Annotated in this window: 24 protein-coding genes; 14 read left to right on the forward strand and 10 right to left on the reverse strand. The window is 69.6% G+C overall.

Features of this window, described 5'->3' with window-relative positions; genetic code table 11:
* Positions 1-70 precede the first annotated feature (70 nt).
* Together ACIQ0W_RS06575 and ACIQ0W_RS06580 are read left to right on the forward strand one after the other, a co-directional pair.
* Positions 71-2,590, forward strand: a complete 2,520-nt coding sequence (locus ACIQ0W_RS06575; protein WP_396641983.1) for an HAD-IC family P-type ATPase — start codon at positions 71-73, stop codon at positions 2,588-2,590.
* A 115-nt stretch (positions 2,591-2,705) separates the two neighbouring features.
* Positions 2,706-3,158 (forward strand): PPC domain-containing DNA-binding protein, encoded by a 453-nt coding sequence (locus ACIQ0W_RS06580; RefSeq protein ID WP_157811218.1) that lies wholly within the window; start codon positions 2,706-2,708, stop codon positions 3,156-3,158.
* 37 nt (positions 3,159-3,195) lie between these two features.
* Here the strand turns inward: ACIQ0W_RS06580 and ACIQ0W_RS06585 are convergent, their stop codons facing one another.
* Positions 3,196-3,858, reverse strand: coding sequence for a DUF305 domain-containing protein (locus ACIQ0W_RS06585; RefSeq protein ID WP_100813338.1), 663 nt, complete (start codon positions 3,856-3,858; stop codon positions 3,196-3,198).
* 3 nt (positions 3,859-3,861) lie between these two features.
* Positions 3,862-4,557, reverse strand: coding sequence for a DUF3105 domain-containing protein (locus ACIQ0W_RS06590; RefSeq protein ID WP_396641984.1), 696 nt, complete (start codon positions 4,555-4,557; stop codon positions 3,862-3,864).
* A gap of 258 nt (positions 4,558-4,815) precedes the next feature.
* On the opposite strand from ACIQ0W_RS06590, the gene ACIQ0W_RS06595 reads away from it, so the two are divergent.
* The 7 genes from ACIQ0W_RS06595 (at position 4,816) to ACIQ0W_RS06625 (ending at position 13,680) form a co-directional block, all read left to right on the forward strand.
* Entirely contained in the window at positions 4,816-6,045 is a 1,230-nt protein-coding gene (locus ACIQ0W_RS06595) for a multidrug effflux MFS transporter (protein ID WP_100813388.1), read from the forward strand.
* Between the two features lie 12 nt (positions 6,046-6,057).
* Positions 6,058-6,747, forward strand: coding sequence for a phosphatase PAP2 family protein (locus ACIQ0W_RS06600; protein WP_304687032.1), 690 nt, complete (start codon positions 6,058-6,060; stop codon positions 6,745-6,747).
* A complete protein-coding gene (locus ACIQ0W_RS06605; RefSeq protein WP_304687031.1) occupies positions 6,744-8,573 on the forward strand; it encodes a helicase HerA-like domain-containing protein in 1,830 nt (609 codons plus the stop codon). The genes ACIQ0W_RS06600 and ACIQ0W_RS06605 overlap by 4 nt, the downstream gene beginning before the upstream one ends.
* 61 nt (positions 8,574-8,634) lie before the next feature.
* A complete protein-coding gene (locus tag ACIQ0W_RS06610) occupies positions 8,635-11,082 on the forward strand; it encodes an FdhF/YdeP family oxidoreductase (RefSeq protein ID WP_396641985.1) in 2,448 nt (815 codons plus the stop codon).
* Positions 11,083-11,122: 40 nt separating this feature from the next.
* Positions 11,123-12,730, forward strand: a complete 1,608-nt coding sequence (locus ACIQ0W_RS06615; protein ID WP_396641986.1) for an SDR family oxidoreductase — start codon at positions 11,123-11,125, stop codon at positions 12,728-12,730.
* A gap of 9 nt (positions 12,731-12,739) precedes the next feature.
* The gene (locus ACIQ0W_RS06620; protein WP_396641987.1) at positions 12,740-13,240 is read left to right on the forward strand and encodes a molybdenum cofactor biosynthesis protein B; all 501 of its coding nucleotides are present in this window, start codon (positions 12,740-12,742) and stop codon (positions 13,238-13,240) included.
* 11 nt (positions 13,241-13,251) lie between these two features.
* Positions 13,252-13,680, forward strand: a complete 429-nt coding sequence (locus ACIQ0W_RS06625) for a molybdenum cofactor biosynthesis protein MoaE (protein WP_396642041.1) — start codon at positions 13,252-13,254, stop codon at positions 13,678-13,680.
* A 212-nt stretch (positions 13,681-13,892) separates the two neighbouring features.
* Here ACIQ0W_RS06625 and ACIQ0W_RS06630 read toward each other — a convergent pair whose 3' ends face one another.
* From ACIQ0W_RS06630 to ACIQ0W_RS06655, 6 genes are all read right to left on the reverse strand, one after another.
* Entirely contained in the window at positions 13,893-15,161 is a 1,269-nt protein-coding gene (locus tag ACIQ0W_RS06630; protein WP_396641988.1) for a DUF222 domain-containing protein, read from the reverse strand.
* Between the two features lie 215 nt (positions 15,162-15,376).
* Positions 15,377-15,610, reverse strand: a complete 234-nt coding sequence (locus ACIQ0W_RS06635) for a MoaD/ThiS family protein (RefSeq protein ID WP_396641990.1) — start codon at positions 15,608-15,610, stop codon at positions 15,377-15,379.
* Complete coding sequence (locus ACIQ0W_RS06640; protein WP_396641991.1) at positions 15,610-16,521, reverse strand: NTP transferase domain-containing protein; 912 nt, start codon at positions 16,519-16,521, stop codon at positions 15,610-15,612. Before ACIQ0W_RS06640 ends, ACIQ0W_RS06635 begins: the two co-directional genes overlap by 1 nt.
* A complete protein-coding gene (gene moaC / locus ACIQ0W_RS06645) occupies positions 16,497-16,973 on the reverse strand; it encodes a cyclic pyranopterin monophosphate synthase MoaC (protein ID WP_396641992.1) in 477 nt (158 codons plus the stop codon). Before moaC ends, ACIQ0W_RS06640 begins: the two co-directional genes overlap by 25 nt.
* On the reverse strand, positions 16,970-18,205 hold the full coding sequence (glp, locus tag ACIQ0W_RS06650; RefSeq protein ID WP_396641993.1) for a gephyrin-like molybdotransferase Glp: 1,236 nt from the start codon (positions 18,203-18,205) through the stop codon (positions 16,970-16,972). Before glp ends, moaC begins: the two co-directional genes overlap by 4 nt.
* Complete coding sequence (locus ACIQ0W_RS06655) at positions 18,202-19,362, reverse strand: ThiF family adenylyltransferase (protein ID WP_396641995.1); 1,161 nt, start codon at positions 19,360-19,362, stop codon at positions 18,202-18,204. The genes glp and ACIQ0W_RS06655 overlap by 4 nt, the downstream gene beginning before the upstream one ends.
* 234 nt (positions 19,363-19,596) lie before the next feature.
* Here ACIQ0W_RS06655 and ACIQ0W_RS06660 point away from each other — a divergent pair, with 234 nt between their 5' ends.
* From ACIQ0W_RS06660 to ACIQ0W_RS06680, 5 genes are read left to right on the forward strand one after another with little or no spacing between them, the layout of a single operon-like run.
* Positions 19,597-19,989: a molybdopterin-binding protein gene (locus ACIQ0W_RS06660; protein WP_396641996.1), complete on the forward strand. Its 393-nt coding sequence runs from the start codon at positions 19,597-19,599 to the stop codon at positions 19,987-19,989.
* Positions 19,986-20,789 (forward strand): molybdate ABC transporter substrate-binding protein, encoded by an 804-nt coding sequence (gene modA / locus ACIQ0W_RS06665; RefSeq protein WP_396641997.1) that lies wholly within the window; start codon positions 19,986-19,988, stop codon positions 20,787-20,789. The genes ACIQ0W_RS06660 and modA overlap by 4 nt, the downstream gene beginning before the upstream one ends.
* Positions 20,786-21,610: an ABC transporter permease gene (locus ACIQ0W_RS06670; protein WP_396641998.1), complete on the forward strand. Its 825-nt coding sequence runs from the start codon at positions 20,786-20,788 to the stop codon at positions 21,608-21,610. Before modA ends, ACIQ0W_RS06670 begins: the two co-directional genes overlap by 4 nt.
* Positions 21,607-22,749, forward strand: coding sequence for a sulfate/molybdate ABC transporter ATP-binding protein (locus ACIQ0W_RS06675; protein WP_396641999.1), 1,143 nt, complete (start codon positions 21,607-21,609; stop codon positions 22,747-22,749). The genes ACIQ0W_RS06670 and ACIQ0W_RS06675 overlap by 4 nt, the downstream gene beginning before the upstream one ends.
* Positions 22,746-23,354, forward strand: coding sequence for a GNAT family N-acetyltransferase (locus tag ACIQ0W_RS06680; RefSeq protein WP_396642000.1), 609 nt, complete (start codon positions 22,746-22,748; stop codon positions 23,352-23,354). The genes ACIQ0W_RS06675 and ACIQ0W_RS06680 overlap by 4 nt, the downstream gene beginning before the upstream one ends.
* Positions 23,355-23,357: 3 nt before the next feature.
* Here ACIQ0W_RS06680 and cydC read toward each other — a convergent pair whose 3' ends face one another.
* Together cydC and cydD are read right to left on the reverse strand one after the other, a co-directional pair.
* Positions 23,358-25,037, reverse strand: coding sequence for a thiol reductant ABC exporter subunit CydC (cydC, locus tag ACIQ0W_RS06685; RefSeq protein WP_396642001.1), 1,680 nt, complete (start codon positions 25,035-25,037; stop codon positions 23,358-23,360).
* Positions 25,034-26,803, reverse strand: a complete 1,770-nt coding sequence (gene cydD / locus ACIQ0W_RS06690) for a thiol reductant ABC exporter subunit CydD (RefSeq protein WP_396642003.1) — start codon at positions 26,801-26,803, stop codon at positions 25,034-25,036. Before cydD ends, cydC begins: the two co-directional genes overlap by 4 nt.
* Between the last annotated feature and the right edge of the window lies 1 nt (position 26,804).

The following is a 26,804-nucleotide window of genomic DNA, read 5'->3' on the forward strand; positions in this document are numbered from 1 at the left end:
CGGGACGGGCGGCGCAACGGGGGGCCGCCCGTCCCGTCGTCATACCCGGGCACTCGAGGATGCCGCCGATATGGTGAGTGCCATGGATGTTCCGGATGCGCCGGCCACCGTTTCTGCAGTCGATCGCGCGGGGCGGACGGCAGCCGGCCTGAGCGCCGCGGATGTCGCGGAGCGGGTCGCCTCTGGGCGCACGAACGCATTCGATGCAGACACCAGTCGCACCTGGTGGAGCATCATCCGCGCGAACGTCTTCACCCTCTTCAACGCGATCGTGTTCGCGTGCTTCGCGGCGTTGCTCGCACTCGGCCGGTGGCAGGATGCGCTGTTCGGGCTCGCGGCGATCTTCAATGCCCTGATCGGTTGCTACCAGGAGATTCGAGCCAAGATCGCCCTCGACCGTCTCGCCCTGCTCAATGCCCCGCGTGCGCGGGTGCGGCGCGACGGGGTCGAGGCCGAGATAGCGCCCGCCGATGTCGTGCAGGACGACATCCTCGTCCTGCGGGCCGGCGATCAGGTGCCCGCGGACGCAGAAGTGCTGAGCGAGCAGGGACTGCAGGTCGACGAGTCGATGCTGACCGGTGAATCGGACCCGATCGACAAGCATCCGGGCGGGCAGCTCCTCAGCGCCTCGATCGTGGTCTCGGGGCGCGCCGATGCCCGGGCGACGCAGGTGGGCGCGGACTCGTACGCGAACAGATTCGCGGGTGAGGCCAAGCGATTCTCGCTCGTCCAATCGGAGTTGCGGCGCGGCGTCAACAGGGTGCTCGCCTGGGTCGCGTGGGGCATCGGGCCGATTGCACTGCTGGTCACCAACGCCCAGGTGCAGGTTCAGGGCGGGTGGGACGAAGCCTTCGCGGATGGGTCCTGGCGCCAGGCGGCGGTGGATTCGATCGCCGTCATCACTGCCATGATCCCGCTGGGGCTCGTACTGCTGACCAGCATTGCGTTCGCGGTCGGAGCGGCGCGCCTCGCGGCCGAGAAGGTTCTGGTGCAAGAACTCCCCGCGGTGGAGGGCCTCGCCCGCGTCGACATCATCTGTCTCGACAAGACCGGAACGCTCACCTACGGCGACATCGCCTTCGATGCGGTGTACCCGTTCGATGATCGCGCGACGGGCTGGCGGGACGCCCTCGGCTGGTTCGGCCGCGCGCCCGATGCGAACGCGACCGCCCGGAGCCTCGCCGAAGGATTCCCCGCGGGCGCAGCCTTGGTCGCGGAGCGCGAAATCCCGTTCTCGTCCAAGCGCAAGTGGAGTGCGGTTTCGTTCGCGGGAACGGATGCCCGGGGCACGTGGGTGCTCGGCGCACCGAGCCTCGTGTTCCCCGACGCGGCGACGCGTGCGGTGCCGTGGAGCGGACCGTGTGCCGAGAACGACGAGGCATCCCTCGCCGACGCGACGAACGAACTCGCCTCGACCGGTCGCCGGACGATCCTGCTCGCTTACTGCCCCGTGCCGCTCGACGACGGGAACGTGAAGGCGGAGACCTTGCCGGCGCACCTCGAACCGATCGCCGCCCTCACCCTGCAAGAGCACGTGCGAGAGGACGCCGCGCAGACCCTGCAGTACTTCGCCGAGCAGGGCGTCGACGTCAAGATCATCTCCGGGGACAGCCCGCAGACGGTCGCCGCGATCGCGCGCGACCTGGGACTTGACGTGCCGCACGGGTTCGATGCGCGTGAGCTGCCGGAGGACAGCGATGCGCTCGCGGACGTGCTGAGCCAGCACACGGTATTCGGCCGGGTCTCGCCCGAGCAGAAGAAGGGCATCGTCGTAGCGCTGCAGTCCCGAGGCCGTGTTGTGGCGATGACCGGTGACGGCGTGAACGACGCGCTGGCGATCAAACAGGCCGACATCGGCATCGCGATGAACTCCGGGTCCGCCGCCACGAAGGCTGTCGCGCGGCTCGTGCTGCTCGACGGAAAGTTCTCCCATCTGCCGGCGGTGGTGGCCGAGGGCCGGCGCGTGATCGCGAACATGGAACGCGTTTCGATGGTGTTCCTGACGAAAACCGCCTACGCCACCACGATCGCGATCCTGTTCGGCATCATGATCATGGAGATCCCGTTCCTGCCACGGCAGCTCTCGATCACGGATGGCCTGACGATCGGCATCCCCGCCTTCTTCCTGGCGCTGCTGCCGAACACGCAGCGCTACATCCCCGGATTCCTCAGGCGTTCGTTGAGTTTCGCCATCCCCGCGGGGCTCGTCGTCGGCCTCGCTCTCACGGTGTTCTCACGCATAGCCGGGCATCTGTGGGGTGTCCCCATCGAAGAGTTGCGTACCGGGTCGACAATCATCGTCGCCGTGCTGGGTATCTGGGTGCTGGCGCTGATCTCTCTGCCGCTGACCTGGATCAAGGCCGCCATCCTGGTCGCGATGGTCGGCGGACTCGCGATCATCCTCAATGTGCCGATCGCGATCGACTTCTTCCAGCTCGTCTGGCCGCGCGAGGACGCCGTGATGCTGATCGCCGGGCTCTGCGCCGTGGGCATCGTGCTGATCGGCATCATCCGTGCCGTGCAGCAGACCTACATTCGCCGCCAGCTCACGAGCCTTCCCGAGCGTCGGTTGAACTCCGGAAACGACTGAGAGTGATCTATGTGGGCGACCGCTGAACTGCATATTCATGGCGCTGGGAAGCTTGACCTCGCCGTGTGGGCCGCGGAGGTCGACGCTCTTCTACTCGCCGGTTTGGACAGCTGACGTGCGCGAGACGGAGCTCGTGCTCGGGCGGCGCTGGATTCTGGTTCTCGAGCCCGGCGAGGAGGTCATCGCTGCCCTCGACGAGTGGTGTGCGCGAACGGGAGTCCGCGCGGGCACCGTCGACCTCTTCTTCGGCGCGTTCCGTTCGGTGACACTCATCGCGGGTCGGGACGACACCGTGGACCCGGAACTGCCGCTGCCTACGTCGGTCGAGGTTGCCTATCTCGAGGGCATCGGCTCGGGTTCGATCGCCCAGAAGGACGGTTCGGCACGGGTGCATCTCCACGTCGCGGCGGGCGTCAAGAGCGCGGGTGGTGCCGCCTATGCCGGCCATCTGCTGTCGGCCGAGGTGCACTACACGGTGGAGGTCGTCGTGCAAGAGGTGCTGTCTCCCGAACTCACCCTCCGTGTCGATCCTCGCGCGCACGGGATCGGATGCCTCTTCTTCGAGTGAGTGAAACTTTTTCGTCAAGCCCTCGTCGGCCGCAGGTTTACGAGCATCCCAGGCGGAGCGCGGCGGCGGCCATCGAGTCGAGCTCGAACTGCTGCACGTCCTTCATCGACTGGGCGACCTGAAGCACCCGAGGCTCGGACCCGAGGCGCAGGACCGCATCGACCATGTCGATGGCACCCTCGTGGTGTCGCGTCATGAGCGTCAAGAATTGGCAGTCCGCGTCGACGCCCGAAGCGGCCTCGAACGCGTCGAGTTCTTCCTCGGTCGCCATGCCCATATCGCGCAGCAGCTCGGCCTCGGTCGCGGGCGCGGCGGACGAACCGTGGTCCAAGTGGCCGGGATCGTCGGCCATCCATGCCATCAGCGTTCCACCGCGCTGAGGCAGACCCCACGAGACCAGCCACGAGTACATCTCGCCCGCTTGCGCCGACTGCGCCGTGGCGATGTCGTACGCGAGCGCCCGCAGGTCGGCATCGTCGGTCTCGCGGTAGAGCGTCATGGCCATGTCGACCGCCTGAGCGTGGTGCACCTGCATGTCACGCGCGAATCCAGCCTCTGCGGAGTCGGTCGTGGGCGCGGATGCCTCGGCCGCCACGCCGAACGTCGAGAAGCGGCCGATCGCAAACGCGAGTGCGGCGACGGCGACGGCCGCCAGGGTGATGAGCAGCCAGCGCGGGGGACCCGTCCGCTCCGCCGTCATCCGCTACTGCCTACCGGGGCCGTCGATCGCGCCCGTACACGCCGCGTTCGGCTCGGGAGCGTTCTGGTTGCGCCAGTACTCCTCGAAGAATTCGCTGACCCGCTCGTCGTCGGCCGAGTCGAGCTTCAGCTGCGCGTTCCAGGCGCTCAGAACGATCGGGCTGTCAAGACCCTCGTAGGGCGAGAGGATGACGTAGCTCGAGGGCAGCTGGCTTTCGAGCGCCGCGAGCTCGTCGCCCTGGACGAGCGCGGGGTCGTAGGTGACCCACACGGCGCCGTGCTCGAGGGAGTGCACCGCGTACTCGTTCTGCTGCGGCTCGGTGTAGATGCCGCAGTTGAGCCAGACCTGGTTGTGCGGGCCGCCGGCGGGCGGGGACTGCTCGTAATCGACGACGCCTTCGACGTGCGTGGTTTCGTTCGTGAACGTCTCGACACCCTCGATCTGAGCGCCCGTTCCCCCGGCCTCGAAGGTGGGTGCGGGCTCGGGTGCGAAGACGATGGATGCGACGACCACGCCGGCAATCGTGAGAGCGGCGACCCCGCCGACAATCCACCACATGAGACCGCGTCGGCGCCGCTTGGCGACCTGGCGCTGATACTCGGCGAGCTTCTCTTGCCGCCGCTTCTCACGCTGCTGCTTGATCGTGAGGTCGGCCTGGGCCTTGTTCGCGGGGTTACCGCTCGTGCTCTTCGGGGACATGCGGGGGCTCTCGGCTCGGGTTGCGTCGGGAGTCGCGCTCGCGCGCGGGTGTGCTGCAAGTGTATTCGCCCGCATCCGTGAGCGGGCTGGGCGTCGTCGCTGCAGCTGTAGGATAGGGTCACCGAATCGATTCGATGCCGCGACGTCGTTCTTCGGGTTCCGCGACCGCTCCGTCTCTTCCGAGGTTTCTTCGTGCCCGATCACTCCGCCACCGGCGCCATCCGTACCCTCGGGCCGAACCCCGCGACAGCGCCGATCATGCTGCACCCCGGCGATCGCATCTCGACCGGCCGTCGCATCGTCTACGTCATCCTGTTGGGGGCGTTGACGGCCCTCGGTCCGTTCACGATCGACCTCTATCTGCCCGCATTCCCGGTGCTCGAGGCCGACTTCGACACGACCGCCGCCGCGATCCAGCTGACCCTCACGGGCACGATGATCGGGTTCGGCGTCGGTCAACTCCTCGTCGGCCCGCTCAGCGACAAGGTCGGGCGACGCCTGCCCCTGATCGGCGTGACGGCGCTGCACGTGCTCGCGAGCGCGGCCGCCGCGATCGCCCCGACGCTGATGCTGCTCGGCGTCTCACGTGTCGTGATGGGTGCGGGTGCCGCCGCGGGAGGCGTCGTCGCGATGGCGATCGTCCGCGACCTCTTCGGCGGTCGACGTCTTGTCGTCATGCTCTCGCGCCTTGCGCTCGTCAGCGGTGCGGCGCCCGTTATCGCGCCCCTCATCGGCTCGGCGCTCCTGCTGGTGATGTCGTGGCGCGGCCTCTTCGTCGTGCTCGCGATCTACGGTGCGGTCATGCTCGTGGCGGCGATCGCGCTGGTGCCCGAGACGCTGCCGCGCGCGCGGCGCCACGAGTTGGGGTCCACCACCGTGGGCCAGCGGTATCGCAGCGTCCTGACCGACCGCGTGTTCCTCGGCGTGCTGATCATCGGAGGCATGACGTTCAGCGGCCTGTTCTCGTACCTCTCCGCATCGTCCTTCCTCTTCCAGCAGTCATTCGGGTTCGATGCGCAGCAGTACGGACTCCTCTTCGCCGCGAACTCGCTGGGACTCGTGGCCGGCGTGCAGATCGCCTCGCGCCTCGCCGCCCGGTATGGACCGCAGTGGGTGCTGGCCTGGTCCACGTCGACGCTGGTCGTCGCCGGCGTCGCGATCATCCTCGCCGATCAGATCGGCCTGGGCCTCTGGGGCATCCTCGTGCCCCTCTTCGTCTTCATGACGGCGTGCGGATTCACGTTCCCGTGTGTGCAGGTCCTGGCGCTCGACCGGCACGGCAAAGCCGCCGGTACCGCGGCATCCATCCTCGGGGCCGTCAACTTCGGAGTCGCCGGTTTTGTGTCGCCGCTTGTGGGCTGGATTGCCGGAGACACGGGTATCACGGCGACCACGATGGCCGTCGTGATGGTCGGATGCTCGGTGATCGGCGTACTCGGGTTGTGGCTGGTCGTGCGCCCACGCTCGGTGCAATCGCTCACTCCCTGACAGAATCGACGGATGCCGTCATCCGCCCCGTCGCCAACTGCACCGTCGTCATCCGCACCGTCCAGACGCACCACGACAACCCTGCTCATCACGGGTGTCGTGCTTCTCGCCCTGGCGGCCGGACTCGGCGCGTGGATCGCGGTCGGCCGGGGCAACGCCCCGTTCACGGTCGACGCCCTGTGGGCGAGTTGGCTGGCCGACGGTCGCACCCCTTTCCTTCTGTGGGTGTCGTTCGCGATGAACTGGCTGGGCGGCGGCTGGTTCGGCGTCCTGGTCGTCCCGCTCGTGGTTGTCGGCCTGTTCGCGCTCCGCAGGCGATGGTGGGCGGCCGCGTATTTCCTTGCGGCGTCGGCGGCGTCGGCGCTCGTCGTGCAAATCCTGAAACGCTTGTTCGGGCGCGCGCGTCCCGAAGAGATCATCGTGTTCTCGGACTTCGGATCGTTCCCCTCGGGGCATGTCGCGAACGCGGCGACGATCGCCGTGGCGTTTGCCGTGATCTTCCCGCGCCTGTGGGTCATCCTCACGGGAGTTGCGTGGGTCCTGCTGATGGCCTTCTCGCGCACCTACCTGGGCGCGCACTGGCTGAGCGACACGCTCGGTGGGGCGCTCGCCGGTGCGGGTGCCGCGCTCATCCTGGCGGCCGTATTCGCGCGAGTCATCCCTCTCACCGGACGGGAGCGCGTCGGTAAGCTCACCCCATGAGTGAGCCCTCGCCGGACGTTTCCCCCGTCGAACTCGCGAGACTCCGCGCCGAGGCCGAGTTGGCAGAGGCGCAGCTTGCGGCGGCACAGGCACGGGCGGCGCTCGCTAACGCCGAGGCAACGGCCGCTCGGCTGGGCGTGACGACGACGGGGACGGGATCGACTGCTGCGTCCGCTGCGCCCGCTGCGAGCGCCGGGCCGCTGAGTGCCGAGCAGGTCGAAACCATCACGCGGGGATACTCCTTCGCCGAGGCTGCGCTCGATCTCGGCGCACTGGTCAACGGTGAGGCGGTACCGGGCGCGCAGGTGCGCATCCCCCTCGCGATGACAAACCGGCATGGCCTCGTGGCCGGGGCGACGGGCACGGGCAAGACCCGAACGCTGCAAGGTCTCGCGGAGCAGCTGGCCGCGCACGGTGTGCCGGTCTTCGCGGCCGACATCAAGGGCGACCTGAGCGGGGTCGCCGTGGCGGGCGAGTCGAGCGAGAAGCTCTTGGCTCGCACGGCGGCGATCGGGCAGGACTGGAGGCCCGAGGCATCCGTGGCGGAGTTCTTTGCACTGGGCGGCGTCGGTTCGGGCGTACCCGTGCGAGCGACGGTCTCGGGGTTCGGTCCCCTCCTCCTGTCGAAGGTGCTCGGCCTCAATCAGACCCAGGAATCGAGCCTCGGACTGGTGTTCCATTACGCCGACCGGAACGGCCTGGCCCTGGTCGACCTGTCCGACCTGCGCTCGGTGCTCAGCTATCTGACGAGCGACGAGGGCAAGGCCGAGCTCGAGGGGCTGGGCGGTCTGTCCAAGGCCACGGCCGGTGTCATCCTGCGCGAGCTGATCACGTTCGCGGATGGCGGGGCCGACGTCTTCTTCGGTGAGCCCGAGTTCGATGTGACGGACTTCCTGCGAACGGCGCCCGACGGGCGCGGGGTGATCAGCCTGCTCGAGGTTCCGGGCGTGATCGAGCGCCCCGCGCTCTTCTCGACGTTCCTGATGTATCTGCTCGCGGAGCTGTTCGAGCTGCTGCCCGAGGTGGGCGATCTCGACAAGCCCAAGCTCGTCTTCTTCTTCGACGAGGCTCACTTGCTCTTCCGTGACGCGTCGAAGGACTTCTTGGCCGCGATCACCCAGACGGTGCGCCTCATCCGGTCGAAGGGGGTGGGGGTGTTCTTCGTCACCCAGACCCCGAAGGACGTGCCGAGCGACGTGCTCGCGCAGCTCGGCTCGCGGGTGCAGCACGCGCTGCGTGCCTTCACTCCGGACGATGCCAAGGCGCTGCGCGCCACGGTCGGCACGTATCCCACCTCGGGCTACGACCTCGAGCGCGTGCTGCAAGAGCTCGGCACCGGCGAGGCGATCGTGACCGTCATGAACGAGAAGGGTGCCCCGTCGCCGGTCGCCTGGACGCGGTTGCGCGCGCCACTGGGGTTGATGTCGCCCGCCCCTGGAGCCGTGATCGAGTCGACCATCGCGGCATCGGCGCTCCTGCCCCGATACCGGGATGCGATCGACCGCGAGTCCGCTCGCGAAATCCTGGCGACCCGGATGAACGCGGCGCACGCCGCACAGATGGCAGAAGACGCCGCCGAAGCCCAGGCGAAGATCGACGCCGAACTCGCCAAGCAGCGGGCCGCGATCGAGCGAGCGGATGCCGCGGCAACGAAGAAGGCGCGCGCGGAGGAGGAGCGACTGCTGAAGAGCATGCGGACGACTCCTTCGCGATCCTCGACCTCGCGATCGCAGAAGTCGACCATCGAGCAGGTGCTCGGATCGAAGGCGACGCAGACCATCCTGGGCGGAGTCATCCGGGGGATCTTTGGAACCGGTCGGCGTTAGTTCCCGACGCTAATACCTATCGACAGAGGTACACCGCCCTGAGTCGGCGTACGATGGCGCTATGGCGACGAAGCCCCCCGCATCAGATATCGACGAGTCCCGCGTGCATGTCACCCGCCCCAAGAAGGTCGCGGTCGGCATCCCGGCGGTGCTGCACGCCCTCCAGATCTCGGTCGATCAGATGGGTGTCGCGCGTACGGCGCAGACGCTTCTGAAGGTCAACCAGAAGGACGGTTTCGACTGTCCCGGATGCGCGTGGCCCGAAGAGGACAAGCGGCACATTGCGGAGTTCTGCGAGAACGGAGCGAAGGCCGTCGCCGAAGAGGCGACGATCCGCCGTGTTCCGCCGGCCTTCTTCGCCGAGCACTCGATCGCCGACCTGTACGGGCACGACGACTACTGGCTCGGGCAGCAGGGGCGGCTGACGCATCCGATGATCCTCGACGACGGCGCCACGCACTACCGACCGATCTCGTGGGACGACGCGCTCCGCACCATCGCCGATGAGCTCTCGAGCCTGGACGATCCCGACCAGGCCGTTTTCTACACCTCGGGGCGCACGTCGAACGAGGCGGCGTTCCTCTACCAGTTGCTCGTGCGCGGGCTGGGTACGAACAACCTGCCGGACTGCTCGAACATGTGCCACGAGTCGAGTGGCTCGGCGCTCACGCAGACGCTCGGAATCGGCAAGGGCACGGTGTCGATCACCGACATGCACGAGGCGGACCTGCTGATCGTGGCCGGGCAGAACCCGGGCACCAACCACCCGCGCATGCTGAGCGCGCTCGAGAAGGCCAAGGAGCGCGGCGCGAAGATCATCGCCGTCAACCCGTTGCCCGAGGCCGGGCTGATGCGTTTCGAGAATCCGCAGACGCCGAAGGGCATGGTTCTCGGCGGGACGAAGCTCGCCGATCAGTTCGTGCAGATCCGCCTGGGCGGCGACCAGGCGCTGTTCCAGGCCATCGCCAAGCACCTCATCGAGGCGGACGACGCATCCGATGAGGCCGAGGGCGTCATCGACCGAGCGTTCATCGCGGCGCACACGAGCGGCTTCGCCGAGTTCGACGCCTTCATCCGCCAGGTGCCGTGGAGCGAGCTGGTCACGGCGACCGGCGTCTCCGAAAAGGAACTCCGCGAAGTGGGCGAGAGCGTTCGCCTGTCGAAGGCGACGATCGTCTGCTGGGCGATGGGCCTGACCCAGCACAAGCACTCGGTCGCGACGCTGCGAGATGTCGTCAACGTTCTGCTGCTGCAGGGCAACATCGGGCGTCCCGGCGCCGGGGTCTGCCCCGTGCGCGGCCACTCGAACGTCCAGGGCGACCGCACGATGGGCATCTACGAGAAGCCGTCCACAGCGTTCCTCGACGCCCTCGACGCCGAGTTCGGCTTCAGCGCGCCGCGCGAGCACGGCTACGACACGGTCGAGGCGATCCGGGCCATGCGCGACGGCAGGGTTCGCGTGTTCATGGGCATGGGGGGCAACTTCGTCAGCGCGACGCCCGACACCGCAGTCACCGAGGCGGCTCTCCGCCGCACCGAGCTGACCGTGCAGGTCTCGACCAAGCTCAACCGCTCGCACCTCGTGACGGGACGCCGGGCGATCATTCTGCCGACGCTCGGACGCACGGACCGCGACGTCCGCGGCGGAGTCGAGCAGCGCGTGACCGTCGAGGACTCTATGGGAGCCGTGCACGGCTCGCGCGGACGCCTGGTTCCGCCGTCCGAGGACATGCTGAGCGAGGTCGCGATCCTCGCTCGCCTCTCCGCGCTGCTGTTCCCGACGGATGCCTCGGCGAGGCCGTTCGGGCAACCCCCCGTTCACAACGGGAACCACGATCGGGGTTATCCGGAGCGCTCGCCGAGGGAAGAGCGCGAGCCGAAGGTCGATCCGCCCGAGGCGGGGACACCGGCGAACTATCCGCGGGCCGATTGGGAGGCGCTCGAGCGGGACTACTCGCAGATCCGCCTGCACATCGAGCACGTCATCCCCGGGTTCGAGGAGTACGACCGCCGCATCGCGAAGGGTCGCACGTTCTACCTGCCCAACGGCCCGCGCGACGAGCTGTCGTTCGCGACCGAGACGGGCAAGGCGATGTTCACGGTCAACGAACTCGAGTACCCGGTGATCCCCGAGGGTCGCCTGCTGCTGCAGACCCTCCGCTCGCACGATCAGTACAACACCACGATCTACGGCAAGGACGACCGGTACCGCGGCATCCACGGCGGACGACGCGTGGTGATGGTCAACGCCGACGACATCGCCGAACTCGGTTTCCAGGCGGATGAGATCGTCGACATCGTGTCGGAGTGGCGCCGAGCCGACGGCACGATCGAGGAGCGCCGGGCCGAGGAGTTCCGCATCATCGCGTACAGCACCCCGCGTGCCAACGCGGCGGCGTACTATCCAGAGACCAACGTGCTTGTGCCCCTGGATTCGACGGCGGATGTCTCGGGCACCCCGACATCCAAGTCCGTCATCATCCGCCTCGAGCACCGGGATGTGCCGTGAACGATCTCTTCCTGAACAACGTGCTTCTGAACGACACCGCATGAGCGGGCTGGCGGCACCGACCGGGCGCGAGGAGGCACTGCAGGCTCAGCCACGCCCGGACGGGGAGCCGCCCCGCGCGCTCGTGATCGGATCGACGGGCTACATCGGCGCGCGCCTCGTGCCACGCCTGATCTCGGCGGGGTACCGCGTCCGGGTGCTGGCGCGGCAGGCCTCGCGCGTCGCTGCTTACGAGTGGGGTGCCGAGGTCGAGGTCGTCGTGGGTGACGCGGCGGATCCGGACGCGGTGGTCGAGGCCGTGCGGGATGTCGACGTGCTCTACTACCTCGTGCATTCGATGGCCGCGGGGAAGGACTTCGCGGACGTCGATCTGGCCGCCGCGCGGGCGGTGGCCGAGGCATCCGCTGGCGCCGGTGTCCGCCGGATCGTCTACCTCGGCGGTCTGCACCCGCAAGACGTCGAGCTGTCGCGTCACCTCCGCTCGCGCGTCGAGGTCGGCGAGGCGCTCCTGGGCAGCGGCGTCCCGACGCTCGTGCTGCAGGCGGGGGTCGTCATCGGCTCGGGTTCGGCGTCGTTCGAGATGGTGCGTCACCTGACCGAGGTGCTGCCGTATATGCCGGCCCCGAAATGGGTGCGCAACCACATTCAGCCGATCGCCGTGCGCGACGTCCTGCACTATCTTCTGGGCGCGGCACGAGTCGACCCCGACGTTTCGCGCACCGTCGACATCGGCGGACCCGACGTGCTGCGGTACGGCCAGATGATGAACGGATACGCCGTCGAGGCGGGTCTGCCGCAGCGCCCGATCGCGCCGCTGCCCGTGCTGACACCCCGCCTGGCCTCGCACTGGGTCGGTGTCGTCACGCCCATACCGGCGGCGCTCGCGCGGCCGCTCGTCGAGTCGCTGCAGAACGACTGCGTCATGGCCAACCACGACGTCGACGACCTGATTGCTCGGCCGGAGGGCGGGCTCACCCCGTATCGCCGCGCGGTGGCGCTGGCGCTCGGTCGCGTGCGGGAGGGCGTCATCGAGACGAGCTGGCAGGACGCCGCCGTGCACAACGCGCCGAGCGATCCGCTTCCCGCTGACCCGGACTGGTCGGGGCGCACGGTGTTCACCGACGCGCGCGTCACCCAGACCTCTGCCTCGGCCGAGTCGCTCTGGCGGGTCATCGAGGGGATCGGAGGCAGTCGCGGGTGGTACTCGTGGCCTCTCGCGTGGGCGGTCCGCGGCTGGATGGACCGCTTCGTCGGGGGAGTCGGCCTTCGCCGCGGACGTCGCAATGCCGACCGTCTCGCCGTGGGGGATGCGCTGGACTTCTGGCGGGTCGAGGATCTCGAGCGCGGCGGTGCGGACGAGCCATCCGTTCTGCGGCTCCGGGCCGAGATGAAGGTTCCTGGCCTTGCGTGGCTCGAGATGAAGGCCGTGCCCGTAGCATCCGGTTCACGCTATGAGCAGCGCGCCGTGTTCTTCCCCCGCGGGCTCTCGGGCCGGTTGTACTGGTTTGCCGTGCTGCCCTTCCACGGGTTCATCTTCGCGGGTATGGCCTCCCGTATCGTGGCGGCCGCCGAGCAGGCGACGGCCGGCGCCGCCCCCGCGAACGCCGAGCAGGCGACGGCCGGCGCCGCCCCCGCGAACGCCGAATAGGCTGGGCGGGTGAACGCCAACCCGTATCGTGCAGTCGTGATCACGGTCTCAGACCGTTCGGCTGCGGGCTTGCGCGAGGACCGGAGCGGCCCCGCGGCCGTCGCGGGTCTACGGGTGGGCGGTTTCGACTGTGCCGATCCTGTCGTCGTGCCGGATGGCGCGGACAGTGTCGAGGCCGCGTTGCGGGCGGCGCTCGCCGAGGGCGCGCGGCTGATCGTCACGACGGGGGGCACCGGTGTCAGCCCCCGCGACGTGACGCCCGAGGGAACCGTTCGCGTCCTCACCCGTGAGATTCCGGGAATCGCGGAGGAACTTCGGCGGATCGGCGCATCCGAGAAACCGGGCGGCATGCTCTCGCGCGGACGGGCCGGAGTGGTCGATGCGCCCGGCGGCGGCGCGCTCGTGGTGAACCTGCCCGGCTCGACCGCGGCGGTCGGCTCGGGCATCCCGGTCATCCTGTCGGTCGCGCGCCACGTCATCGACCAGCTCGCCGGAGGGGACCACACATGACGGAAACGACTCTGCCTGCCGTTCGCCTCGCTCTGATCAGCGCCGAGGCGCTCGATCTCGACGTGCATCTGCGAGCGGTCGACGACGCATCGGCCGGCGCGGTCACGACGTTCGTCGGTCGTGTTCGCGATCATGATCCGGATGCCTCGGGTGCCGTCGTCGCGCTGGAGTACACCGCGCATCCCGACGCCGAGACGACGCTGCACCGGATTGCCTCCGAGGCGATCGGATCGTCCGAGGCGATCGTCGCCGTCAGCCACCGCATCGGCCGACTCGGGGTGGGGGATGCCGCCGTCGTCATCGCCGTCGCGTCACCCCACCGCGCGGAGGCCTATGAGGTCAGCCGCACGGTGATCGAGGCCATCAAGTCGGAGTTGCCCGTCTGGAAGCGTCAGGTCGAGGCCGACGGCACCACCGCGTGGAAGGGCCTCGGCGGCTGAGTCGCTGATGAGCCGGGACCTGGTCACTTCGGCAGGATCAGTGACCGGGCGCGCGGGCAGCGCTCCCTGAGCTTGTCGAAGGGAGTACCGAGTCCCCGCGGGCAGGGCACAGCGGGTCACTTCGACAGGCTCAGTGACCGAGATGCCCCGCGGGCAGGGCACAGCGGGTCACTTCGACAGGCTCAGTGACCGAGATGAGGCAGCGGAGTGCTTCAGAACGGGGGTGGATCCGTGTTCGGGACGAAGTGGATCGCCGGGGGTGGTTTGTCGATATAGACGTGACCGCCGGGTGAGGTCCACTCCAGGACTCCGCCGCCGAGTTGTCGGACCGTCCAGGCTGTTTCGCCTTTCAGGGTGTGGTGTCGTGTGCAGAGGCACGCCAGGTTGCAGACATCCGTGGCGCCGCCGAGGGCGTAGTCGAGGGTGTGATCCCGGTCACACCGGTGTGCGGGTTGTCGGCATCCGGGGAATCGGCAGTGCTGATCCCGCGCGCGGAGGAACCTCTTCATATCCGCCGAGGGCGTGTACCGGTCGACCGCGAGCACGCACCCGGTGATGGGATCTGCGAGAACTCGGTCCCAACCGGTCGCGTGTCCCGCGAGCTGCCGGGCGGTGGCCGGGTCCATCGGGCACCGCCCGACTAGCTCGGCCGGCTCGTCGGTCACCCCAGCTAGTGCCAGCGCGGGAACGGTGACGTTCACGATCCCGCGAATCGCGCCCAATCCGCCGAAACCATCCGAGAACCCGGCACCCGTTTCCACGGAAGGCGTCGTGGTGAGCAGCATGTCCGCCACCAGGTCTGCGCGGATCTGATCCAGGGTGCGGGTGTCGGTCGGGTCGGCATTCCTGATCGCCCGAGCCTGTTGGGTGATGCGGTCGTGCATCGCGTGCGCGAGCACCGCGGGTTGGATGGTGCTGAACTCCGCCATCCCGTCGCCGACGTCCCGAACACACGCACCCCGCGACGCGCGTGCCTCCTTGTGGCGCTCCGCGAGCGGACGCGGTTGCAACGACTCCGCGAGACGCGCCAACGACGCCCCGAGCCGTCCGGGCGTTGTCCCCTCAGCCCGAATCAGAGCTTCAGCCTCGAACTCCGCCCGCGCGTCAGGATCGGTGAGGGGGAGCCCGTGTTCCATGATCACCGCGACATGGCCGCGAGCGATCCGTCCCTCTTCCCACGCGTTGAACGTCGCGGGGAAAGACTCCTCCAACACGGCGGCGTCGTTCATGCGGCGTTGGACGGTGCGGTCGGACATGTTCATCGCCGCACCGAGCTCCGCCGCCAGAGCACGGAACGGCAACTCTGCTTCGCGGGAGGAGGGGGAGGCGAGCTCCGCAACCCTGTGCATCCCTTCCGCGGCTGCTTCCGCGAAGATGCGGGCGAGCGCCGCCTGCCCCTGCTCGGCTACACGTGCCGCCTCAGCGCCCCGGTCTGCGAGGTCCCGATGTTTGGCATCAACACCGCGAGTCATCGAATACATGTTCGAAACTCTACGGGCGACCACCGACATCCGGAGTGCGAAAAGCGCCCATTTGAGCCCAAATTACGCCGAAAAAGATGAGAGTTCCCGCATCTTCGGGAAGGCGATGCTGCGGGTCACTTCGACAGGCTCAGTGACCGTGAGGCACAGGCTCAGTGACCGTGAGGCACAGGCTCAGTGACCGTGAGGCACAGGCTCAGTGACCTGTTCGAGACTCAGCCCCCGGCGAAGGGGGGCAGAACGTCGACGAGCACGTCGCTCGCGAGCGCGGCGTCGTCGCCCGCGCGGGACCCGCCGACCAGCACGGCGCAGCGCGGCAGGATGCGTCCCAGTTCCGGGTAGTCGTTCGTGAGCGCGGCACGGAGATCACCGAGCGTCGGCTCGGAACGTACCTCCTCTTCGCGGCCGGCGGCTTCTTCTGCCGCGGCGAAATAGCGGACCCGCGCCATCAGCGCTTCTCCGCCCATTTCTCCGCGAGTTCCGTGATCGCGCGGACGGCCTCGCGCACCGACTCGGGGGAACCACCCGCGCGGCCAGCGACGAGTCCGGCAACGAACGCGCTGACGGGGGCAGCGGGACGAGCCACACCGTTCGCGACATCACGCGCCAGATCGAGGATGAGCGAGACATGGACATCGTCGTTCGACATCTCGAAGCGCTCGCCGAGCGCGTTGGCCCACTCATCCAGCGCCTCAGGCGGAAGGGTGCGGTCCGACGCTTCAGACGGGGTCTGTGATTCAGACACGGTGGCGTCCTCTCCGGGCGCGTCCGAAAGACTGCGAGCCCACTCAAGATCCTCCCACGTGTCCACGTCGCGGCTCGCGGTCGGGGGTGCCTCGACCGATGTCAGACGCAGCCCAGCGACCAAGGCCCGGACGGGGGCGTCGCGGCCGCTATCGGGCACGGATGCGGCGGCCTCGCGCAGCGCGGCGGTCCGATACAGGGCGGTCAGCCACTGTGCCCGGCCCGAAGCATCCGTCACATGCGCTCCGTCCTGATCCGGTGCATCGAGCGGCAGCAGCGCGAGTGCCTGATCGACGCCGGGCAGATCGCAGGCGAGGATGAGTGCCCATTCCGCCTCGACGCGGGGAAGGGCGGTGATGATCGCCGCGACCGGGCCGCCGAAGGGCGGGTCCTCCCGGACCCACTCCACCAGGGGATCATCGAGCATCCGCTCTCCCGCGACGATGATCCGTTCCGCGCCCGCGGAACGCGCCGCGGCGATCGTTCGGGTCAGGAGAGCGGTGCCGCCGACCTCGAGCAGCGGTTTCTGCGCGCCGCCCAATCGGGACGCCCGTCCGCCCGCGAGGACGATCGCGTCGAACCCGCCGGGCGTCACGCCTCGCCGGGGCGCTTCCACGATCCCGATCGTCCGCCTTCTTTGGCCGTGATCCGGACGTTCTCGATCGAGCTCGACTTGTCGAGTCCCTTCACCATGTCGACGATCGCGAGCGCGGCGACCGAAACGGCCGTGAGGGCCTCCATCTCGACGCCCGTGCGGTCGGCGGTGCGGACGGTCGCTTCGATGGCGACGCCCCCGTCTTCGACGACGAGGTCGACGGATGCGCCGTGCACGCCGATGATGTGCGCGAGGGGGAGCAGCTCGGCGCAGCGCTTGGCGCCCTGGATGCCCGCGATGCGGGCGACGGCGAGCACATCGCCCTTTGGCACACTGCCGTCGCGGAGCGACGCGACGACCTCGGGGGCGCAGCGCACGAATCCGCGGGCTGTCGCTGATCGCACGGTGGGCTGCTTGTCGGTGACGTCGACCATGCGCGCATTACCGGAGGAATCCAGATGGGTGAAGCTCATGACACCAGCATGACATCGACCGCGTCGCCGGGTTCTACTCGCGAGAGCTCAGCCGCCACGATCGCGTAGGCCTCGGCGCGGGCAAGACCACCGGCCAGGTGCGAGCCCGAGCCACCCGCCGTTGCCGGACGGACGGTCCAGCGTGCGGGATCGGTGCGATCGATCGCCGCCGGCAGATACTGACGGCGGCCGGGCGGGGTCGACCAGCCTTCGGATGCGGGCAGTCGCAGGAGCGGACGATGCAGGTCCGTGCGGCCCTGCATCGCGAGGAGGGCGGGACGAACGAAGGTCTCGAACGACACCGCCGAGCTGACCGGGTTGCCGGGCAATCCGAAGAACAGTGCGCCCCCGGGCAGCACCCCGAAGCCCTGCGGCTTGCCGGGCTGCATCGCGACCTTCACGAACGAGATCGCAGCATCCGAACCGAGGGCGTTCTTGACGACCTCGTAAGCGCCGGCGCTCACTCCACCCGAGGTGATCACGACATCCGCGTCGACGGCGGAAGCCAGGACAGCGCGGAAGTCGTTTTCGTCATCCCCGACGCTTCCGACATGGATGACTTCGGCTCTGGCCTCACGCGCGAGTTCCGACAGCAGCACCGAGTTGGACTCGGGGATCTGACCTCGACGAAGGGTCGTGCCGGGCTCGGCGAGCTCGGTGCCCGTGGAGAGGACGACCACGCGCGGTGCGCGGCAGACCGATACGCGCGGCACGCCCGCCGCCGCGGCGGCAGCCAGCTGCAGGGCTCTGAGCGGAACGTTTGCGGGGATGATCTCGTCACCGGTGTGGGCGTCGCCGCCGCGCCGCCGCACGTGGGCGCCGTCCGCACGTGGCGCGACGAGCACGACCGCCTGATCCAGGGAATCGTCGAGGCCGCCGACCGTGTCCTCGAACGGCACGACCGTATCGGCGGCTGTAGGCAGGGGTGACCCCGTCATGATGCGGGCCGCTTCGCCGGGACCGAGCGGGGGATCAAGGTCCGTGCCCGCGGGCAGGTCGGCGACGACGCGGAGGGCCACGGGCGCCTCGGCCGAGGCGGACCGAACGTCGGCGAATCGCACGGCGAAGCCATCCATCGCCGAATTGTCGAAGACGGGAATGTCGACGCGCGCGAGGACGGGCGCGGCGAGGGTGCGACCGGATGCCGCGGCCAGCGGGAGGTCGACGGTGTCGGTCACGCTGACGGCGGCGAGGATCTCGGCGAGGTGCTCTTCGACCGTGCGGAGGCTCATGCGTCAGCCGTCGTGAGGGGGGTCGCGAGGTGGCGCGCGAGGTCCGACGCCGCCCAGGCATCCATCCCGCCCGTCAGAACGATCGCCTCGACCCCGACGGCGGCCAACGCTCGCGCCGCCCGGGTGGCCCGGATACCGGCCTGGCAGATCACGACGACGGGACCGCCGATCGTCTCCGCGAACGCGTTCGGGTCGGCGAGTACGGCGCCCAGGGGAAGATGATGCGAGCCCGGGACCGTGCCGCTCGCGAGTTCGTGATGTTCCCGTACGTCGATCATCGTCGGGGCTGTGCCTGCGGCGAGGGCTGCGCTCAGTTCGTGCGCCGAGATCTCGGGGATCGGAGATGTCGCGACGGGAGAGGACGGTGCCGGCGGCACGGATGCCTCGGCACCGGCGGGACGCAGCGGAACCTCGCGCTGCCGGGCGCGCAGGCTGTCGATCACGAGCACGCGGCCGAGCAGGGGTTCGCCGATACCGGCGATGAGCTTGATCGCCTCGATCGCCATCAGGCCACCCACCTGCAGGCAGAGCGCCCCCAGCACACCGACGTCTGCGCAGGTGGGCACGAAGCCGACGCTTCCCGAGGGGTAGAGGTCGCCGAGCCGAATGGGGTCCGTTCCCTCGGGAGGCGCGCTCCAGAAAACGGTCACCTGGGCGGCGAACTCCTGCACCGTGCCCCACACGAGCGGCGTGCCCAGCGCCTCGCAGGCTGCCGCGACGGCCTCGCGCGTGTCGAAGGTGTCGCTGCCGTCGATCACGAGGTCGGCCCCCTCGAGCAGGTCCTTCGCGTTGGCGGGGTCGATGCGGGTCTTCCGGCCGTCCACCTGGGTCTCGGGCGAGAGTCCCGCGATCCGGCGGGCGGCGCTGTCGACCTTCGGTTCGCCGACATCCGCGAGGGAGTGAATCACCTGACGTTGCAGATTGGATGCCTCGACCACATCGTCATCGATGACCGTGAGCGTGCCGACCCCGCCGGCCGCGAGGGCGAGCAGGACCGGCGAGCCGAGCCCCCCGGCGCCCACGACGGCGACGTGCGCGGCTCGCAGGCGACGCTGTCCGAGTTCACCGAGCCCGGCGAGGCTGGCGTGCCGGACGGTACGCGCTCGCTCGCTCTCGCTCAGGGCGGCGACGGGCTCGACGAGGGGTGGAAGGGGCATGAGCCCAGGGTAATCCGGTGGCTGAGCGGTCGGGGCGGCCGGGATCGCCGTGCCGTCCGCACGACCGGTCGCCGACACGCCGGTGCATCCGGGCCCGTCGCGGGGTGTCGCTGGATGGATCGTGCGGACGGCACCGGGTGCGCCGAGGGCGTCGCGCGGGCAGAGGGATGCTGCATCCGCACGAGCGGAGATAATGCCGAGACGCACACGCAAATGCGGAGATAGGATCGGGAGATGCGCAGTTACAAGATCGCCGAGGCGGCACGGCTGCTCGGGGTGAGCGATGACACCCTGCGCCGCTGGGTCGAGCAGGACCTGCTCCCCACCACGGGAGCCACGCCCGCCGAGATCCCCGGCCCGGAACTCGCCGCCCGCGCGGTCGAGCTCGCCCGCGCCGCCGCAGACCCGACCGACATCCTCTCCAGCGCCCGCAACCGTTTCGTGGGGCTCGTGACGCACGTGCAGATCGACGGCGTCATGGCCCAGCTCGACATTCAGGCGGGACCCCACCGCGTCGTGTCCCTGCTCTCGGCGGAGGCCGTTCGCGAGATGAACCTCGAGGTCGGATCCCTCGCCGTGGCCGTCGTCAAGGCGACCAACGTCATCGTCGAAGCGCCGCGCGAATGAGTGTACGCGGCGCTGTGCGGGGGCCGGCGCGGTTTGCCGCGCTGGCCGCAGCCGCCGCGATCGCGCTCGCCGGATGCGCGGCGACGCCCGGGTCGGAGCCCGAGGCATCCGATTCCGGGGAACTCTCGGGCACTCTGTCCGTTTTCGCGGCGGCCTCGCTCGCGACGGCATTCGATCGGATCGCCGAGGAGTTCGAGGCGGAGAACTCCGGCGTCGATATTCTTCCCCTCGTGTACGACGGATCGAGCACACTCGCGCGGCAAATCGTCGAGGGAGCGCCGGCGGACGTCTTCGCGGCGGCCGACGAGATGAACATGACGACCGTTCAAGACGCCGGGCTGGTCGCCGGTTCCGCCGAGTTGTTCGCCAGCAACACGCTCGTGATCGTCGTTCCCGCCGACAACCCGGGGGGAGTGACATCGCTCGGTGACCTGGCGGACCCCGATCTATCGATCGTCCTGTGCGCTCCCGAAGTGCCGTGCGGCGCCGCGTCCACGGCGCTGCTTGCCGGTGCCGGCGTCGAGGTCCAGCCCGTCAGCGTCGAACAGAACGTCACGGCGGTCCTGACCAAGGTCGCGACGGGCGAGGCGGACGCGGGGCTCGTCTACCGGACGGATGTCGTCGACCGCGACGACGTCGAGTCGATCGTGCCAGACGGGGCGGCGGAGGTCGTCAACAGGTATCCGATCGCCGCGCTCGCGGACGCCGCCAACCCCGAGGCAGCCGCAGCGTTCGCCGGCTTTGTGCTCGGTGCCCGGGGGCAGAAGATCCTCGCCGACGCAGGGTTCGGGACGCCGTGAGGCTCGCCCGCGGCACGGGAGGATTCGTCCCTCCGATCCTCGCTCTCCCTGCGGTTCTCGGCCTCGCGCTGCTGATCGTGCCCCTGGGGGCGCTCGTCGCCCGGGTCGAATGGTCGACGCTGTGGGCCGACATCACATCGCCCGTGGCGCTCGACGCGCTCTGGCTGTCGCTCCGCACCGGAATCATCGCCACCGGGATCTGCGTCATCCTCGGCGTTCCGCTCGCGCTCGTGATCGCCCGTTCGGGTCCGCGCATCTCGGCGCTGCTGCGCGTCATCGTGACGGTGCCCCTCGTGCTGCCGCCGATGGTGGGCGGGGTCGCGCTGCTCTTCCTGTTCGGACGCACCGGCCCTCTCGGACAGACGCTGGAGACCTGGGGCATTCAGATCCCCTTCTCGACGACCGCCGTCGTGCTCGCCCAGACGTTCGTCGCGCTGCCCTTCCTCGTGCTCGCCCTCGAGGGATCGATGCGCACAGCGGGTGTCGAATTCGAGCGCACCGCCTCGACGCTCGGGGCGGGTCGATGGCGGATCCTCTGGCGGGTCACGTTGCCCCTCGCCGCGCCCGGCCTGGTTGCCGGCGTGATCCTGGCGTTCGCTCGCGCGATCGGGGAGTTCGGGGCGACAGCGCTGTTCGCCGGCAATGCACCGGGCGTGACCCAGACGATGCCCCTCGCGATCTACACGGCCTTCAACGGTTCAGGGGTGGGGCAGGGGACCGCCGTCGCGCTCTCCCTCCTCTTGCTCGTGACCGCGATCCTGGTGCTGCTGCTCGTGCGCGCTTGGCGTCCGAGTCGCGGAACGACGGGGGTCGCGGGATGACCGGCGCAGCGCTCGCCGCCGACATCGTCGTGGCGCGCAAAGATTTCCGGCTCGAGGCGAAGATCGCGTGCGCGCCCGGTGAGGTCGTGGCCGTGATGGGCCCGAGCGGGGCGGGCAAGTCGACCCTGCTCGCGGCGATCGCGGGGTTGACCCGGTTGAGCGAGGGGAACATCCGGATCGGCGAACGGGATGTCGCATCCGTCGCGAGACCGCGTCGGCACATCCCGGCAGCGCAGCGCGGCGCGGTACTTCTGGGTCAAGACGCCCGTCTGTTCCCGCACCTGACGGCGCGTGAGAACATCGCGTTCGGTCCCCGTGCCCGCGGCATTGATCGCAAGGTGGCGCTCGGCGATGCGGACGACTGGCTGTGGCGCGTCGGCCTGCCGGGAATGGGCGACCGTCGGCCCGCTCAACTGTCGGGTGGTCAACAGCAGCGGGTCGCGATCGCACGTGCGCTCGCGACCTCGCCTCAGGTGCTGCTGCTCGACGAACCGCTCACCTCGCTCGATCCCGAGACGGCTGCCGATGTCCGCGCCATGCTGCACGATCAGCTCGCGGCGACACACGCGACCGCGGTCGTCGTGACGCACGACGCCGTTGATGCGGCGGCCCTCGCGACGCGCCTGATGGTTGTCGAGGGCGGGCGTGTCACCCAGCACGGGGCGGTCCGTGACGTGCTTCGGGCCCCGGCCACGCGCTTCGTGGCGACGGTGGCGGGAGTGAATCTGATCCACGGCGTCGCCCACGATGGGCGTTGGCGCGCGCGGTCCGCTTCCCCCGAGGTGCTCATCGGGGCCGCGGACGACGTGTCACTGGCAGCGTCCGCCGCGGAGGGCGCGCCCCTGGCCGCGGTGTTCCGGCCATCGGATGTGCGCCTGGAACGCGCCGTCGAGTCCACGTGGACGGGCGCGCTGCGGCTCGCGGCGGAGGAGCAATCGACGCCGGGAACGTGGCTCGCGCGGGTCGTCCGCGTCGAGCAGACTCCGGCGGGCGCACGCGTGCACACCGCCGAACCGGCCGTCGCTGCGGATGTCTCGGCCGACGACATCGTCGACGCGGGTTTCGCGCCCGGAGCCCCCGTCCGGGTCCGAGTCGATCCGTCCGCCGTGCGGTTGTTCGCGCCCCCGGTGGGCGTATGAACGAGACGACATATGCCATCCGCCCGTTTCTCGTCGGCGATGAGGGGCGGCTCGCGGAGATCTGCGTCCGGACCGGAGACGCGGGAGCGGACGCGTCCGGGCAGTACTCGTCGGACTCGCTCCTGCCGGATCTGTTCGTCCTGCCGTATGTGACGAGGCACCCGGATTTCGCCTTCGTGGTCGATGGCCCGAATGGCGTCGCGGGGTACATCGTCGCTGCACCCGACACGGATGCCTTCTACGAATGGTTCCGGCAGGAGTGGTGGCCTTCCCGGCGCACCCGCTACGCCGACGCCACGGGTGCGCTCGACCCGCGAGATGCGCACTTCGTGGCCCACGCCGATGGCCTCCGGGCGGGCGCCGAAGAGCACGCGGCTCGCTACCCGGCGCACCTGCACATCGACCTCCTTCCCGAAGCCCAGGGCAGCGGACTGGGGCGCTCGCTGATCCGGATCCTCGCCGAGAAGTCGCGGGCGTCAGGAGTGACGGGGCTGTACCTCATCGCGAGCTCCGCAAACACCGGGGCCGTCGCGTTCTACCCGCGCGTGGGGTTCGAAGCCCTGCCCTCGGACGAGGGCGTGCGGGCGTTCGGGATGATCCTGTAGCCCTCAGGCGCTTGTGCGGCCATGCTCCAGCCGCACGACCCGGTCGACGAGTCCGTCGGGCACCGTGACGTGCGATATCAACACGACCGCCCTGTCGGCGGGCACAGCCGTAAGCAGGTCCTCCAAGAGGGCATCGGATGCCTCGGCGTCGACCCCGGCGGTCGGCTCGTCCAGCACCAGCACCGGGAACTCGCGCAGCAGCGCGCGGGCGAGCGCGATCCGCTGCGCCTGACCGCCCGACACCAGGGCACCCCGTTCGCCGACGCGGGCATCCAGCCCGCCGCGCTCGCGCAGCCAGGTGCCGAGGCCGACACGATCGAGGGATGCTTCGAGCTCGGCATCCGTCGCCGTCTCGCGTGCGAACAAGAGGTTCTGTCGGATGCTCTCATCGAAGAGCATGGGCCGCTGCTCGCAGAGCCCGACCGTCAGGCGCAGGTCGTCGCCCGCGATCTGGCCGACGGGTGTGCCGCCGATCTCGTACTTTCCGCCGCAGTCGAGAAAGCGCACGAGCACGTGCGCGAGCGTGGTCTTGCCTGCACCGCTCGACCCCACCACCAGCAGGCGCTCGCCGGGGGCGACATCGAGGTCGACTCCGCGGAGTGCGGGGCCGTCGGCGTGTGGCCAGCGCGCCGAGACATCGCGCAGGATGAGGCCGGAGCCGAGCGGCGGAGCGCTGCCGGTAGGCGCGACGGATTCGGCGACCAGGCCCGAGGGGAGCGCCTCGGGCAGGGCCCCCGCGATCCGCGTGGCGCTGGCCCGCACCTGGCGCCAGGCCGCGGCGGCGAGCGGCACCGACGAGAAGACCTCGAAAACGGCCATCGGCACCAGCACGATGACCGCCAGCCAGGGGCCATCGAGCCCCGCCGGTGCTGCCACCGCGACCGCTGCAAGAGATGCCGCCCCCGCCAGAAGTGTGACGAGCGCCGTGGCTCCTGCCTGGGCGACCGAGCGACGGACGACCGCACGACGCACCGCGGCGTCCGCGGACCGGATCCGCTCACGGCTGGCCGACTCGGCGCCGTACGCCACCAGCACGTCGAGCGAACCGAAATGATCGAGCAGGGCATCGGTGAGCCGCGCGCGCAGGGGAGCGATGGATCGCTCGGCCCGGCCCCCGACCCCCCAGCCCCAGAGCGTGGCGACGAGCCCCGCGGCGACGAGGCAGGTCGCCAGTGTGAGCCCGGCGGGTGGATAGACGATCGTCACGAGCACGACGGAGCCGATGACGACGAGAGCGGACCCCGCGAGGGGTTCGACGACGCGCAGGGGCAGGTTCTGCAGGTCATCGACATCGTCGACGAGGGCGCCGAGAACCGAGCCGCGGCGTGTTCGTGCCAAGCCGTCGGGGGCGAGCGGGATCAACCGGCGGACCAGGCCGCTGCGGGTCGCCGCGAGCTGCCGGAGCGCCGCGTCGTGTCCCGTCAGTCGTTCCAGGTAGCGGAAACTCGCCCGGGTGAGCGCGAAGAGACGCACGCCCACGACGGCGACCGAGAGGTAGAGGACGGGCGGCTGTTCGCTGGCTCGGACAATCAGCCACGCGCTCACCGCGAGGAGCGCGACGGCGGAGGCCTCGGTGAGAAAGCCGGATGCGAGGGCGGGCCAGAAGCGGCGTGCGGGCGGCATGGCGCCACGCAGCACCTCGGCCGACGTGGTGCCCATGGTCGGGGCGGGCGGTGCCGTCATCGGGTCACCCCCGCGGGCTGCAGGGCGACGATGACATCGGCGATCTCGCGTGCGCTCCGGCGGTGCGAGACGAGCAGAATGGTGGCCCCGGCATCCGCCATGCCACGCAGGCTCCGCCAGAGGGCGGCCTCGGTCGCGGCATCGAGAGCCGAACTCGGTTCGTCGAGCGCGATCACCGGCGCACGTCCCGCGAGGTGCCGGTAGAGAGCGCGAGCCACCGCGACACGCTGTGCCTGACCCCCCGAGAGCCCTGCACCCCGCACACCGAGGGCGAGGGATGCGTCGATGCCGTCCGCCTGCGCGAGCGCGAGCGCTCGGTCGACACGGGCGGGGTCGGGCGTCGGGTCGCCGAGGGTGACGTTGTCGGCAACGGTCCCCGCGATGAGGCCGGGTTGTTGTCCGGCCCACGCGAGCCAGGTCGAAGGAGAAATGTCCCGCAGATCCGTGTCTCCGAGCGTCGCGCTGCCCTCCCACTCGGCCGCGCCGCGCAGGGCCGCGACCAGGCTTGTCTTGCCGGCTCCGCTCGGCCCCTCGATCAGCGCGATCTGCCCGGGCGCTGCGGTAAACGTCACCGCGGGGAGCATCCGATCCCCGCGTCGTACCCGCACGCCCTGCAGCGCGAGAGTGCCCGTTTCGCGGCCGAGGGTGCCCGTTTCGGCGTCGAGAGTGCCGGGAACGGGCACCCTCGCGGGCAAAACGGGCACTCTCGCGGGCAGAACGGGCACCTTCGCGCTGTCGAGGACCGCGAAGACGTCGTCGGTCGCCGCCACCCCCTCCGCGGCGGCGTGGAATTGCACGCCGACCTGACGCAGCGGCAGGTACGCCTCGGGTGCGAGAAGCAGCACGAACAGGCCGATCGAGAGCGGCAACGCCCCATCGACCAGGCGGAACCCGATCGACACGGCGATGATCGCGACCGAGATGCTCGCGAGGAACTCGAGGGCGAAGCCGGACAGGAACGACACCCGCAGCACGCGCATGGTCTCGACGCGGTACGTCTCTGTCACAGATGCGATGGATGCTGCGGCCCGGTGTTGACGTCCGAAAACCTTCAGCGTGCCGAGCCCCTCGACGGTGTCGGCGAAGCGCGCGGCGAGCTGTTGCAGCGTGGCCCACTGCCGCTTCTGCACGGCCCGCGTCGCGAGGCCGATGAGGATCATGAAGATCGGGATCAACGGGATCGTCAGCAGAACGGTCAGGCCGCTGATCCAGTCCTGCCACCACATCACGAGGATGATCACCGGGGTCGCGATCGCCGTCTGGACGAGCTGCGGCAGGTATCGTCCGAAGTAGGCCTCGAGTGCGTCGAGTCCATGACCCGCGGTCAGGGCGAGCTTCGCCGAATTACGACCGTCGAGCCATCCGGGTCCGAGCGCCCCGATCGCATCAAGCAACCCCGCGCGTAGCTGGGACTGCACACGTGCCGCGGCGCCCGCCGCACTCAGCTCCCGCACCCACGCGAGCAGGGCACGTAGCGCGACGACCCCCGCGAGCGCCCCGAGCGTCGCCGCGAGATCCGACGCGGGCATTCCCTCGATGACGCCGACGATCGCTCGCGTGAGAAGCCATGCGAAGGCGACGATCACGGCCGTCTGCAGCAGGGCGATCGCCGCGATGATCGCGAAGAATGCCCGGGACGCCGTCGCGTACTTCAGCAGTCGGGGGTCGACGGGTGGCGTCCGCGCCGACGGCGCATCCGAGACATCCTGATCCTGAGTCACAGCGCTGTCGAAGATACCGGGGTTTCCGATGATTCCGGTGTCCATG

The sequence above is a fragment of the Microbacterium sp. genome (assembly GCF_044340635.1).
Classification (GTDB): Bacteria; Actinomycetota; Actinomycetes; order Actinomycetales; family Microbacteriaceae; genus Microbacterium.